Annotated in this window: 11 protein-coding genes; 5 read left to right on the plus strand and 6 right to left on the minus strand. The window is 58.2% G+C overall.

Annotation, left to right across the window (positions count from 1 at the left end; all coding sequences use genetic code 11):
• Positions 1 to 52 precede the first annotated feature (52 nt).
• Entirely contained in the window at positions 53 to 1,546 is a 1,494-nt protein-coding gene (locus ACK9YZ_RS00655; RefSeq protein WP_416065325.1) for an MDR family MFS transporter, read from the minus strand.
• A 350-nt stretch (positions 1,547 to 1,896) separates the two neighbouring features.
• Between ACK9YZ_RS00655 and ACK9YZ_RS00660 the strand changes: the two genes are divergently transcribed.
• Together ACK9YZ_RS00660 and ACK9YZ_RS00665 are read left to right on the plus strand one after the other, a co-directional pair.
• A complete protein-coding gene (locus ACK9YZ_RS00660) occupies positions 1,897 to 2,739 on the plus strand; it encodes a glycosyl transferase (RefSeq protein WP_216756914.1) in 843 nt (280 codons plus the stop codon).
• Between the two features lie 78 nt (positions 2,740 to 2,817).
• The gene (locus ACK9YZ_RS00665) at positions 2,818 to 3,321 is read left to right on the plus strand and encodes a hypothetical protein (RefSeq protein WP_416065326.1); all 504 of its coding nucleotides are present in this window, start codon (positions 2,818 to 2,820) and stop codon (positions 3,319 to 3,321) included.
• A gap of 40 nt (positions 3,322 to 3,361) precedes the next feature.
• Here the strand turns inward: ACK9YZ_RS00665 and ACK9YZ_RS00670 are convergent, their stop codons facing one another.
• Positions 3,362 to 4,402 (minus strand): class I SAM-dependent methyltransferase, encoded by a 1,041-nt coding sequence (locus ACK9YZ_RS00670; protein WP_416065327.1) that lies wholly within the window; start codon positions 4,400 to 4,402, stop codon positions 3,362 to 3,364.
• A gap of 260 nt (positions 4,403 to 4,662) precedes the next feature.
• Between ACK9YZ_RS00670 and ACK9YZ_RS00675 the strand changes: the two genes are divergently transcribed.
• From ACK9YZ_RS00675 to ACK9YZ_RS00685, 3 genes are all read left to right on the plus strand, one after another.
• Positions 4,663 to 6,666: a putative bifunctional diguanylate cyclase/phosphodiesterase gene (locus ACK9YZ_RS00675; RefSeq protein WP_416066793.1), complete on the plus strand. Its 2,004-nt coding sequence runs from the start codon at positions 4,663 to 4,665 to the stop codon at positions 6,664 to 6,666.
• A 162-nt stretch (positions 6,667 to 6,828) separates the two neighbouring features.
• Positions 6,829 to 7,062, plus strand: coding sequence for a helix-turn-helix transcriptional regulator (locus ACK9YZ_RS00680; RefSeq protein ID WP_216756918.1), 234 nt, complete (start codon positions 6,829 to 6,831; stop codon positions 7,060 to 7,062).
• 32 nt (positions 7,063 to 7,094) lie between these two features.
• Positions 7,095 to 9,548 (plus strand): VapE domain-containing protein, encoded by a 2,454-nt coding sequence (locus ACK9YZ_RS00685; protein WP_416065328.1) that lies wholly within the window; start codon positions 7,095 to 7,097, stop codon positions 9,546 to 9,548.
• Between the two features lie 478 nt (positions 9,549 to 10,026).
• Here the strand turns inward: ACK9YZ_RS00685 and ACK9YZ_RS00690 are convergent, their stop codons facing one another.
• From ACK9YZ_RS00690 to ACK9YZ_RS00705, 4 genes are all read right to left on the minus strand, one after another.
• Complete coding sequence (locus ACK9YZ_RS00690; protein WP_416065329.1) at positions 10,027 to 10,995, minus strand: hypothetical protein; 969 nt, start codon at positions 10,993 to 10,995, stop codon at positions 10,027 to 10,029.
• Positions 10,996 to 11,429: 434 nt separating this feature from the next.
• On the minus strand, positions 11,430 to 12,182 hold the full coding sequence (locus ACK9YZ_RS00695) for a hypothetical protein (protein ID WP_416065330.1): 753 nt from the start codon (positions 12,180 to 12,182) through the stop codon (positions 11,430 to 11,432).
• 307 nt (positions 12,183 to 12,489) lie between these two features.
• Entirely contained in the window at positions 12,490 to 12,765 is a 276-nt protein-coding gene (locus ACK9YZ_RS00700) for a hypothetical protein (RefSeq protein ID WP_416065331.1), read from the minus strand.
• Between the two features lie 39 nt (positions 12,766 to 12,804).
• Positions 12,805 to 13,578: an RES family NAD+ phosphorylase gene (locus ACK9YZ_RS00705; RefSeq protein WP_416065332.1), complete on the minus strand. Its 774-nt coding sequence runs from the start codon at positions 13,576 to 13,578 to the stop codon at positions 12,805 to 12,807.
• Positions 13,579 to 13,609: the final 31 nt, after the last annotated feature.

A 13,609-nucleotide genomic window follows, 5' to 3' on the forward strand; every position in this document is an offset into this window, starting at 1 on the left:
AAGGGCGGATGAGGGGGCCACATCCACCGATCCCAACCGATCAGCATTATCTCTAATGCGAGGCGGCTTCGCTCGCCGCACCTCCCGCACCTTTGCTCTTCACCCCGCGGCCGATCGGAATGAGCCAGGTCGTCGCAAAGGTCAGCACCGCCACGACCACGACACCCCAGAAGCTCCAATGCAGCGCCGCATCGAAGATGCCACGCACCGTCGCATCGCCCGCGAGCTCCGAAAGGCCGGTCGGCTCGTTCAGGACATGATGCAGGCGGTTTGCCACATCCCCCGCCGCATAGTGACTGATCCCGGCATTGAGGATCGCGCCGAGCACGGTGGCGCCCAGCGTATTGCCGAGGCTGCGGGCAAAGATGATCGAGGCGGTGGCGCTGCCGCGCATCGACCATTCGACGCTGTCCTGCACCAGCGCGATGCTGGTGAGGTTGATGAGCCCCATGCCGAAGCCCATGAAGAAGGAACCGGCGCCGGCAACCGCCGGATGGCTGTCCGGCGACAGGAACAAGAGGAAGAAAGCCCCGAAGGGGAACATCAAGCTGCCGACCCTGAGCGTATTGCGGATGCCGAATGCCCTGAAGAAGCGGCTGGACAGCATCACCGACAGCGGCCAGCCGACCACGAGCATGGTCAGCGTGAAGCCGGCCACGATGGGCGAGCGGCCGAGCACGCCCTGCACATACATCGGCAGGATCGTCGAAAGGCCGATCAGCGCCATGCCGGCAAGCAGCATGCAGGCGTTGCTGGTGGCGACAAGCCGCCGGCTCCAGAGCGCGATGGAAATGATCGGCTCCGGCGTGCGCTTTTCCTGCAGCACGAAAAGAATGCCGGTCACGACGAAGACGATCGCCAGCGCGATGAGGATCCAGGCCGGCGCATTCGTTTCCGTCAGGATCGTCAGGAGCGCGATGATGGAAATCGAAAACAGGATGGCGCCGAGATAGTCGATCCTGGCATCTTTGTGCGCCACGTCCTCTTTCAGGAAGAGCAGGAAGGCGATGATCGAGAAGATGCCGATCGGCAGATTGATCCAGAAGATCCAGGCCCATGAGATGGTGTCGACGATGATACCGCCGGCAAGCGGCCCAACGACCGCCGAGGTCGCCCAGACGGTCGCCATCACGCCCTGCACCTTGCCGCGTTCCTCCAGCTTGAACAGGTCGCCGATGATGGTCATCGTCACCGGCTGGATCGCGCCGGCCCCCAGGCCCTGCACCAGACGGAACACGATGAGCGAGGCCATCGACCAGGCAAGCCCGCAGAAGAGTGAACCGACGAGGAAAACCAGGATGCCGCCGATCAGCACCGGCTTGCGGCCGAAAATATCCGAGAGCTTGCCGTAGATGACCGTGGTCGTCGACTGCGCCAGCAGGAAGGCGGAAAAGACCCAGCTGTAATAGGTGAAGCCGCCGAGCTGGCCGACGATCCGCGGCATGGCGGTCGCGACGATCGTGGCCTCGATCGCCACCATGAAGGTCGCGAGCATGATCGTGGCAACGACGAGCGTGCGGTTGGATTGCGTCGATGGTGCGGACATGATGAACCTTTCGGAGCTTTCTCCGTGGCGAGAAAACTGCTCTCGGCTGGCAGGGCAGCTGCAACGCGTGATGTCGGCAGTTCTTTTATGCTCCTGCTGATAGCAGGTAAAGCGCAGGTGACAGGCTTTCTTTTGCGTCGAGGCTTTTAACTGCTTCCGGCCCTGGCGAATTTAAAATACAAGGAGGAAAAGAGATCTGACAGGCTGCGATCCGGCAGTTTGCCGGGGCTCTCGGATGTCAGGATTGCATTTCCGCCAGGTTATTCCCAACTGAAAGCCTGATGCAGGCCTGTGAATCGCTCCATCGCGGGTGCGAAGGGTTCCGGATCCGGGCACGGAAATGGCGAGATATGATGGCGCATGTTTTGGCTGCGAGCGGAGGCGTTAAACAGGTAATCTGCATCAATTGGGGTACGAGATACGGGCCGACTTTCATCAACCGGCTCTATGCGATGGTGGCACGCAACATCACGCCGCCCTTTACCTTCACGTGCTTCACCGACTGCCGGGACGATCTCCACCCCGGCATCCTGTGTGAGGATCTGCCGCCTCTGGATGTCGAAATGCCCGTCAATACGAGGGGCATCTGGCCGAAGGCGAGGCTTTGGGGACCGAAGCTCGGAAGCCTGAGCGGGCCGGTCCTCTATCTGGACCTCGATCTTGTTATCGTCGCCTCCCTCGATGACTTTTTCGAAGTCGGAGGCCCTGACGACGTCGTCATGGCCCGCAACCAGACGACGCCTTTCGAAAGGCTCGGCCAGAGCTCGCTCTTTCGCTTTCCGGTCGGCAAGCTCCTTCCACTGCAGGAAAAGTTCAGGGCCGACCCGCAGAAAGTGGCTGATGAATATCAGTACGAGCAGCGTTTCGTCACCCGCAATGCGCCCGGCGGCGTGAAATTCTTCCGACGAAACTGGGTCCTGCATTTCCGGCAGGACTGCCACTGGGCCTTTCCGCTGAACTACTTTCTCGCCCCCCGCCTGCCGTCCAGCGCTCGCGTGGTCCTCTTCCCGCGCGGCTTCCACCCGCAGAACGCCATCGACGGGAAATTCGGCCCGAAAGGCCGCGCCGAAACGAGGCTCGCTCATATCAAGGGCGTCTTCGATGCCAGCAAACGCAACGGCAAGGCGCCCTTCCGCTACCTGCGCCACTATATATTGCCGACACCCTGGGTGGCCGACCATTGGCATGAGTAGGAACGTTAATTTCGGATCGCAGCGGAACAATTTCCCGCCTTGAATGTTGTCGGCTGAGGAAAACTCCCGGGTGCTACCATGCGTCCTCTTCTATGCGCAGCATTGCTCTCGCTCACAGGCCTCGCCGCCGGCGCAAGCGCGTCCGAGGCGGATTTTCTCAATTCGCTGGAGGGTGACTGGCGCGGAAGCGGCATGGTCCTGGCCAAGATCGGCGGCATGAAGGTCAACGTGTCCTGCAATCTGAAATCCGACGCGAGCGCCACGACAGTTGCGATGAACGGCAATTGTCGCGGTCTCGCCGTCCTTACAAGAAGCTTCTCGGCAAATGTGAAGGCGGCCGGTCAACGCTACACCGGCAACTACACGGGACCATCGGGCCAGCCTTCCAGGCTTGTCGGCAGCAGGAAAGGCGACGCTCTCAACTTCAATGTCACCTGGGCGCGCGTCACCAATGGCGACCGAAGCGCAATCATGATGATCGAAAAGGTGGGCCAGAACGGCCTTCGCCTGCAGACCGTCGATCGCGACCTTGCCTCGGGCCGGTCGGTAGTGACGAGCCGCATCGATCTGCAGCGGCAGTGACCCCTTGTCTCGGATTTGCGATGCGCCAGGCCCGTCGGGCCTACGACCGCTTCCTGATCGTGGCGTAGATGATGTTGCGGTTGGCACCGAACCAGACCGTCTTATCGGTGTCTTCGGCCGCGCTGAGATGGGAGATACGCCACATGTCGGCTTCGGAACGCTGGAGAAGCTCCCAGTTCATGTAGGATTCCATGTACCCGTCGTCGGCCATCTCGTCGGAAAAGTTGGCAAATAGGAAGACGCCGCCCGGCTTCAGCATGTCCATGCAGATCTGCGTCAGCCGGATTGCCACTTTGTCGGTGAGATAATCGTACAGTCCGGCTGCGTAGATCAGATCGAACGTGCCGATCTGATGCTTTCGCGCGAGCAGACCGCGCACGGATCCATTGATGGGTTCGACGGACGTTCCGTGGAACTGGCTCGAGATCGAGCCGATACTTTCCGGATCCTGATCAAGGGCGACCCAGCGTTTGAGGCGACCTTCCGCAAGTGCCTTCGATGCCTCCGCTTCGCGCAGGTGACCGGCAGCGATGGCCAGGACTTCGGTATCCGAACCGGTTCGCTCTGCGGTCTCGTCGACGTAGCGGGTCAGGATGTCGCGACGTTCCCTTACGGCGACCGGGCCGGGGGCGTTTATCGTGTAGTCGAAGATATCAAGACCGAGGCGGGTGGATCTGGCCACTTCATCGGCTACCGCCGGATGCCCATAAATGAAGTCGATGAGACTGGCATCACCGGAATAGCCGCGAGGTTTGTCAAAGGACCAACGGGTGAACGGGCACTGCTGGAGGATCTTTGCCGAAGGATGGGCCTGAATGATCGGGATGAGCCTCTGCCACACGGCAGCGCCGAATTTATGACGGACCTCATGGAGCTGGCCGATCAACCACCGGACTGCATCAGGCAGGTTCTTGCCCGCGGAAAACCTTTGCATTGCAATGTTGATGATGATCGCAAACTCAGCCTCGGCGGTTCGCAGGAGGTCTGTTTTGTCATCTCGGTTGGGTGAGGGAAGCTTATTGCTGAAGGACTGCGGCGTGATCAAGCTTTGGCCATCAAGAGAAAAGAGCGGCTGAGCCACGGAAACCTCGCTGGTGAATAAGAACTTAAAACATCGCGTAAAATCCTCATCATTTTCATCAAGGTCAAGCGTTAAGGTTGGGCAGCGGAGTTAATGCACGCCCTGGCTTTAGAAAATATTAGTGAACCCGAGAGATACCTCGCCCGTTTGGGGATCGTTTGGGCGTTATCGGTTGATGTGGAGTCTGCCTGCGGCTATCCAGCGTCAGTTGGCAGTCTGCGGAGGGCAGCTGCTGCAAGATGTTGGGTGGCAGGGGCATGATGCACGTGTTAGCCGAGACCGCAGCTGCTACCGTGCGGCCGACATTGTCGCCAGAAGAGTTGCGCTGCCTTTATGAGGAGAAGAGCGAGAGCGGCCGGAAGAGCGCGACGCGCAAAGGCCTCTGGACGGCGGTCGCCGCTTACCTTGCATATTCCTTCACGGACTATCTTTTTATCGGCGATGTCGTCCAGTACACGGTCGCCGGCCGGCTGGCGGTTGGCGTCGGTGCACTCTGCGTCCTCGAATTCCTGCTCTACCGCAAGGCAAAGGCCGATACGGTGGACATGGCCGCGGCGCTGTCCGTGCTCGCAGCCTATCTTGTCTGGCTTCTCACCGCCCGGATGACCGTGGCCGGGGATGCCTTCTCTTATTATATGGTGTTCGGCGCGATCTTCATGATGAGCGTCAACCTGTTCTTCAGTTTCCGGTTTCCGGTTGCTCTTGCGGCCTCCGCAACGAACGTGCTCATCTTCACCGGCGCCCTCTATCTGTTCGCGCCCATGTTGCTTCTCCACAAGCTCATCCTCGGCGCGTTCTGTATTTCCTGCTTTGTTTTCACGTCTTACGTGAATCTTCAGCTCAACAGGGAGCGCTACAAAGTCTTTCTCAACGCTCTTGAAGCCAGTTTGCAGCATGCTGCGGCCGACGAAAGAGGCAAGGCTCTTTTGCACCTCTCGAATACGGACTCGTTGACCGGCCTCGAAAATCGCCGGGCCGTCGATCAGCGTCTGCGCGATCATTGGCAGCGCTGGCAGGAGGATAGGGTGCCCTTTGCCGTCCTGCTGATCGATGTGGATTATTTCAAACGCTATAACGACTGCTACGGCCATCAGGAAGGCGACCGCTGTCTTATAGCTGTCTCCGAGCTTCTTCAAAGCGTGGCCGAGTCCTGGGGTTCGCTCATCGGGCGATACGGCGGCGAGGAATTCATCGTCATCACACCAATGCCGGATTCACAGCGTGCGGCCGAGCTCGCGGAAGCAATGTGTGCCGCCATCAGGGCTTTGGCCTGGCCACACGAACACCGGCGAGACGGGACCACTGTCATCACCGTGAGTGTCGGTGTGTCCTATACGCGGGACGAGAGCGGGCAGGTCGAGAAGGTCATCCACGAAGCTGACCGCGCGCTTTACGCCGCCAAGGCCGCGGGCCGCAACACCCTTGTGGTCTTCGATCCCGAAGATCCCGAAAGCAGCGACGACAGCGAGGATATAGCTGCGACCTTGAAGATCGCTCTCGAGCACGGCCTTGTCTCCCTCGTCTACCAGCCGATCCGCAACGTCCAGACGGGCAAGACGGACGCTGTCGAAGCTTTGATGCGTTTGAACATGCTGGATGGAACGCCCGTATCGCCTGATAAATTCATCCCGGTTGCGGAAAGGACGGGCTCGATCGTCGAGCTCGGCCGGTGGGCAATTCGCACCGTTTGCCGAGACTTGTTGGCGACCGACTTCGTGCAGGTTGCCAGCGTCAACGTTTCCCCGATCGAGCTCAAGATGCCGGGTTTCGCCACCTATGTGGCGGCAACACTGGCAGAATTCGGCGTGACTGGCGCTCGGCTTGCTTTCGAGATCACCGAAGGCGTGGAGCTGGAAATCGACCAGGACGTGGTTCGGTGCATCAGCGACCTGAGAGAGCTCGGCGCTCAGGTCTGGCTCGACGATTTTGGCACAGGCTTCGCAGGGCTCTCGTGGCTTCGCCTGATCGAATTCGACACCGTCAAGATCGATCGATCCTTCCTCCATGACTGCAACACGGAGAGAGGCAAGAGGATGTTGCTCGACATCATCAGCCTGCTGCGCAATCGCGGGGTGAGGATCCTCATTGAAGGCGTCGAGACCATCGAACAGCAGCGGCTGATGCAGCAGTACGGAATCAACCAGATCCAGGGATATTTCATTGGAAGGCCCGCGCCGGCAGCTCAGCTTGAAGCTGATAACGTGCTGCCGTTCAGCATGGTCCGGAACCTTGATTCAAAGCGCCTGTTCCGGAATGGGCCATAAGTCCGGCCGCGCATTGCCGCCGGCGCTGACGAGCCGCATTGATCTGCAGCGGCAGTGAAGGCCGCCTGGGCTCGGCCTGTATCGCGTTGAAATACATCGCGTTTATTATCAACAACTGTCGTCGCGCATTCTACCTCTGATCGGAAGCTTAGAGGAATGAGCATGACTGGCAAGACAATCCCCTACACACTTTTAAGTACGAGCGACGTTCAGAAGATTGCGCCGGTTTCGAACGTGACGCTCTGGCGCTGGGTGCGGGACGGCAGGTTTCCCGCTCCCATACGGGTGGCGAAAAACAATTTCTGGCGGTCCGACGAAGTTGGCGCCTGGATGGATGAAATGTCCTTGAGGCGCGCTGCGTCAAATCCGAAAGCCCCTTCTCAGGAACGCGAATAGGCGTCGGCCTCCCCAGTTTCATCGGAAAATCCATGGATAGAATCTCGCAATACGCGCCGTCGCCGGCGGCGGGCGTCTCAGGCTGCGTCGAACGGCTGCGCCGCGACGTGTCCCTGTCTTCGACAGCGGCGCAATACGGCTGCAGGCTCACCCGCAACGGGCAGGAGCTTTCCGCCTGCTGCCCCTTCCACACCGAAGACACCCCGTCATTCACGATCTTTGCCGGTCAGGATGGCGTCGAGCGCTTCCATTGCTTCGGCTGCGGCAGGAAAGGCGATGTCCTCGATTTCGTACAGGAGGTCAGGGGCGTCGATCTTGCCGAAGCGATCCGCATTCTCGGCGGCCGCGACGACATCAAGCCAAACGTCGCTCCCCGGCATGTCCAGGCAGGCAACATCTATGAGGGACTGGTGCCGCTTCCGCCGCCGACCGGTCTGCTTCAGCCCGGCGCCCGCATCACGCTCTATAATCCGAAACGCCGAGGAACGCCCTCGCAGTGGGGCACCTTCGCCCCATCGATGGTGTTTCCCTATCGACATGCCGACGGCTCCCTTCTCGGCTATGTCCTGCGCCGCGATCTGCCTGATGGCGGCAAGGAGACGCCGATGGTCATGTTCGTTCGCCTCCCCGATGGCAAGGAGACCTGGTCGCGTTTCCCCTTCCCGAAGCCGCGGCCGCTCTACCGCCTCGAAACGATCGGTGACCGGAGCCAAGTGGTGATCGTCGAGGGCGAAAAGTGCCGCGACCGCCTGCACATGATATCAGGGCAAACCGTCGTCTCCTGGCCGGGCGGAACCCAGGGCGCAAAGCACACGGACTGGTCGCCGCTTTCGGGTCGGCACGTGCTGATCTGGCCGGATTTCGACGGCCCGGGCCTGGCGGCTGCCGATGATGTCGCCGCCCGCCTGACCGCGCTCGGCGCGCATGTCCAGTGCGTCGGCTTCACGGATGCGGCGCACGCTTCCGATATCGAGCGCTACCGTTTCGACGATTGGCGGGCCGGCCTTTTTCCACGCCGCGGCTGGGACAGCGCCGATGCCGTCGATGCCGGATGGACGCAAAGCCAGCTCGACGCCTTCATGAGCGCCACGCTTCGCGACTGGAGACCGGAGCCCGTTGCGGAGCTGGAAGAGGGGGGCGTCGTGCAGTTCAAGCGGACAGTTTCTGGCGAGGCCTCCATAAGCGCACTTGCCGCACCGGTCCCGGATTCGTTCGAAGGCGATCAGCCGCTGGCGATCACGCCTGCCGGCGCTGCGCCCCGGCATTCCGGTCGGCCGATGGGCGTCGCGCGCTTCGATATCGAACTCGAACAATGGCTGGTCGATCGCCAATGGTTCATCAAGCTCAACCTGCTTTCGGGCGAGCTGGAGCTCCATCGTGAGAGCGGCATCGTTCGCATGAGCGACGCGCGGCTGGCGGAAATTCGCTTCGAGCTCGCCCGCGTCCAGGGCAGGGAGCCATCCAAGGACAACATTTTCGATGCCCTGGTGCTGATCGGCGAGCGGCGGGCCTATCATCCGGTGCACGACTATCTCGCCCGCGTCAAATGGGATGGAAAGCCGCGCATCGACACCTGGCTCGTCGATTATTTCGGCGCCGAGGACACGGCCCTCAACCGCGCCTTCGGCCGCAAGATCCTCTGCGCCGCCGTTCGCCGCGTCAGGGATCCGGGCTGCAAATTCGATCACATGCTCGTCCTCGAGGGACCCCAGGGCATCGGCAAATCCTCGGGGATCCTGGCTCTCTGCCATGACAGAGACTGGTTCACCGACCAGCTCGAAATCGGCGCCGACGCCAAGGTGACCATCGAAAAGACCGCCGGCCGCTGGATCCTGGAAATGCCCGAACTCGACGGCCTGAGCCGCCGCGACACCAACCGCGTCAAATCCTTCATCCCCACGCAGGAAGATAGCGCCAGGCTCTCCTATGGCCGCTTCAGGAGCGACCGCCGCCGGCAATTCGTCCTCTTCGGCACCACCAACGAAAGCCGCTACCTGACCGACACCACCGGCAACCGCCGCTTCTGGATCGTCCGCGCCACGGCTGCCGATCCCGCCGGCATTGCGGCGGCGCGAGACCAGCTCTGGGCCGAGGCTGCGGAGAGGGAGGCGGGTGAGGATATTTCTCTGGATGATCAGGCATTGCGGAAGGCAGCGGCCGGCGTTGCCCATGAATCCTCGGATTTCGGGCCGTGGCTGGAAATCCTTGGCGAGCGCATTCCGGACGGTCCGCTGAAGATCAAGGCCACCGATGTCTGGAAGCTGGTCGGCTTCGATGGCCCGGAAACCATCAACAAGCTGACGAAGGCTCATCACGCCCATATGCGTGCCGCGATGACCGGCCTTGGATTCGAGAAGAGGGACAAGGGTATCCGCTTCTTCGACGGTGAGAAAAAGACGGCCTATGTTCGCGGCGATCCGGACGAGGCTCGGGAATGGAGCCCTGGCAGGTCTGCGCCGGCATATGACTACGGCTCGATCTTCTGACCCACACCGACGTCAGCAAAACCCGGCCACCGAGCCGGGTTTTTTGTTTCCCGACGAATGGCGAACCTCCTCCAGGCAACCTCCTCCGGGCGTGGAACCTCCTCCAGTGAAGGCAGGTTTTGGAGGAGGTTCATAGCGGTGGAGGGGGTTATGGAGGAGGTAACCTCCTCCGGATCAAGCTATTGATTTTAAATTGTTATCAGCTGCTGGAGGAGGTGGAGGAGGTTGTTTGCTGAAAGGTGCCGGAAACGGGTTTTGCCGGCTTGTAAACGGCGAAATACAGGGGGTTTCCGGCTACTCTTGGAAAATGCGGTTTAACCTCCTCCACCTCCTCCACAGATGAATGGCGCGGTTTTTAACGATCCGCCGGATGTCTCGCTCTCGCCGCCTATTGCGGCACTTTATTATCCGAGGGTGGACGTGATCCGCCGCCCCCTCTGCCCAACAGAAAACAATAGCGCGATGGCGAATCTGTCACTTACTCCTTCTGCATTTTAAGTCTCGATATTGCGATAAAAGCCTCGAAGCGCCACTGGCCGGCTTTGTTATTGGATTTTGCAATATCAAGTACCTTTTCAATAATGGACGAGCCGGGGGCGAGAGACTCCATCACACCAGATTTGAACCACTGGATCGGCACCTGAACCAGATTTTTCGTTTCGACAAACTTGCGGATGCTTTTATCCTGAAGTTCGGCAATCTTAGCATCTACATCCGCCTCGATGTCAGCAATCTCTGCGTTACTTAATCGGCTATCTTGGTCGTCTAGCCATTTCCGAAAATGAACGAGGAGGTCGTCATGCCGCAGTTCTTCGATCGAAGGATGATATGGACCATTCTGTGAAATGTAATCGTGTGTTTTGTTTAATCTGATCAGTCGGCTAGCGAGATTCACGTTATCCATTTCGATGACATGGCGACTTTGATCAATTGATCCAAACGGCGCCGCGATCGATGATTCCGTGTTTGGGTTGACGGCAAGGCCAAAATTTAGGTGCGCGAATCGTTCGACCAGCAGTAGATCGGCTGCAATGGATCGAGCAACGAAGTTGTTAGCGATTGACTTACCAAAAAACTTCAGCCCCCGCCCGTGGTTATCAATTAGATACTGTCGATGATCGCCTACATAGCTGTCCATCAGTTGCGGCCAGTCTCCTAAGCCTGGTGTCGGGTCAGCGCCCTCAATCGCCTCAGTAAGAAGCTCAAGCTGATCGTCGAAATCAACGCCGAGTGCCCCGGCTTGCAATTCTTCGTCAAGAAATTTTGCGTACGGCAGGGTTTGCATCGCGCTCGGGCAAAGGTCTCGGGTGGCAAACCAAATTTCATCATATAGAAGAAACAGCCCCATCGACCCATATAGGAATGGGAGCGGCTTTGAATGGTCACGCTGGGAGTTGATATAGCTATACCCAATCGGACTACTGCTGCCGATAAGAACTCTTTTCATACCATCTACCCCTTTGCCATTTGCCGATTACATTATGCCGGTGAGGTTCTTTCGCAAATCGCAAATCATTCAGATTACCAGTAGAATGGGAGCTACCGGAATAGCTACCAACGCAATAATGTTGCTTCCTTAAAGCAATCCGGCAGCACGATCTGCTCTAAAGAACAATCTGAGTTCCGGACATAGCCTTTACTCGTCATGCAATACTCAAGGTGGAGGCCGCGATAGTCTTCACCGACATGCCCCTCGATCGCTCTAGCCTGGCATTCGGAATATGCTTGAAACCGATTTCTGCCCGTCCACGAAGAGTAGATTGCATATGTAATGAATGCCAGGACAACGACGATCGTAATACTCAGCACAATGGCAAGAACAATTTTCACCCCTTGTAAAAACGCCCTCATCTTAGATCTACCAGTGGCGCGATCTCGCGTTCATTGATGATCAGCATTGGGTGGCTGCCGCTGCGTCGAGACACCATGCCGTACCTTGAAATCGAAGCTCGGCGATACATTCAAGAGAATGCCAACAGCGTGCATCAAAGCTATAAAAGCACAGAACGCCACAGGTAGCAGGCTTGGTGCGAATGAAACTTTTAGGCCGAAGAAAATGATGGCCAAATGAAGAATGAGAATACCTGACCATGTCAAAAGCATCAGCATGGTCATCGCGGTATAGAACCCGATGTAGGATTTGCTTGGCTCAAAAAAATCAACACCCCAGACGTTCATCTTCCGGCGAAAAACCTTGAGATAGAGCTCGCTTAAAGAATCCGCCGCAACCAAGAAATCCGGATCAATGCCTTTTACTTTCGCGCGCCTAATCGCGAATTGCTCCACAATCGCAAGATAGAGCTGCGCATTCAGGAAAGACTGGGATAACGTAAAGAACGCTAGGGAAGCCAATGCCGTCAGAACTTGGATAGCCGCCGGGATGTCTTGAATCCCGATGGTTGTACCTGGTATCGCGATGTTCTTGCCGAATAGAAGCATGGCAAGTCCCGCATCTGCAAGTACCAAGGTTTTTAAGGTCGCATCCTGTCTTGAAAGCGCTTGCCGATGCATCCCAAGGTATTTCTGATACAGCTCCTCTGTAAAAATCTTTTCTTCGTCATCTAGCGCCATTTCTTCGGCGACAGTCAGACGCATCCTCACGTTTGGTGATAGATTCAAGAAGAAGTCGTCCATGCGGTTCCACATCCCAGATGAACTTTTAAAACACTATCGGTTCGTCGTCCTGGATGGCGTCCAGTCCGAAATATCATCGGAAATATGCAGGTCAGCAGGATTTGTGGTGCCCGGCCAATCGCAGCTTCCTCCTGCGACTTCTTCCACGGCAACGATCGGTGATGAGTAAATCCCGAGGCGGTCCCCATCACAGTAAGCAACCCACGCAGGCCCACGTGAAGTTTGTTGAAGGCGTATTATGAACGTGCCTATGCGGCTCGGATGTCTGTACTCAATAATCATTTTCGCCCCCGCGTCATTTAGCCAGTCACACGCTGTCCGGACGCGGATGTACGGAGACGCGGACGCCTTCAGCGATGATGCCGCTCGCAAGCTCCATAATTTTCGGGGCATACTTCGACACCTCAACCCTCTCGACAGAAAGGTGGACGCCTAACGTTGGGTACGCGTCCATCGGGACTGCCGAGCCTGTGGTTCCGGCTACCAACAGCACTACAATTCCAGCGTCCGTCATTTCCTGGAGTGGAACGACCAATGTCGCCTGCGCCTTCACCGCAATGTTCAATGCCTCATCAATGTCCATGTTTTATCCTTCATAGGGCGCTTGAGGGCGCGGTTCGCTTTATTTTCGATACCATGCGTTGTCGATTTGAGCCGCCTCGATCTTTACCGACTGAACTTCGAACGGCGCGCACGAGACGACCCTTACGGTTGAGACATCGAATAACGCGATATTCTTTCCAGCATCTCCGAACTGGCTCCGATAACTGACGCCATCAAACCCCGCCTCCCGGAAGAGTTCTGCCAAAATCTGAGTGGGTGCGTATAAAGCGACGTCGACGTCTTCCCTGGAAACGGGCCGGGAAAAGGCTTCATCAATAAAGGCCCAGGTTGCCTTCAGCGCCTCCGCATCTGAAGGCTCCGTAAAGAGGTAGGCGAGCTTCATCGCTTCCTGTCGGTCACCTTCAGCGAGGTCCACGATTTTGAGGGGGCGGGTCACTCGTAGCGTGGCCAGAGAAACTTGAGCTCCAATCCAAGGCCTAACTTCGGATATGGCAGTGATGGGCTGGGTGGCCACGTACAAGACAGGGATGCCCAGAGGGTTTGCTCTCCCCTCAGTGGCTCGGTCATTCCGCGGAAGCATGCGCGCCGTTCCGTACCCTGATATATAGATTCTACCGTCCGCTTCGTCTTCGCGCTCGTCAACGCCCTTCTGGGCGCGATAGACGATGGCGCCCTTTTTAAGTTGCTTGGCGCGGCTCGCTGCGGTTGTCTTCACAATTTCGAGGAACTGGCGGACTTCGGGGGTCCAGACATAGCGCCGCTCACGTGTGACAGCGCGGGCAAACGCCGAATAAGCGCGCCAGGTTAGAGGAGCATCGAAATCGTATGCCATGCGACCTTCCTCGTGCTTCCACTTAATTGCC

The sequence above is a fragment of the Rhizobium sp. ZK1 genome (assembly GCF_047782645.1).
In the GTDB taxonomy this organism is placed as follows: domain Bacteria; phylum Pseudomonadota; class Alphaproteobacteria; order Rhizobiales; family Rhizobiaceae; genus Rhizobium.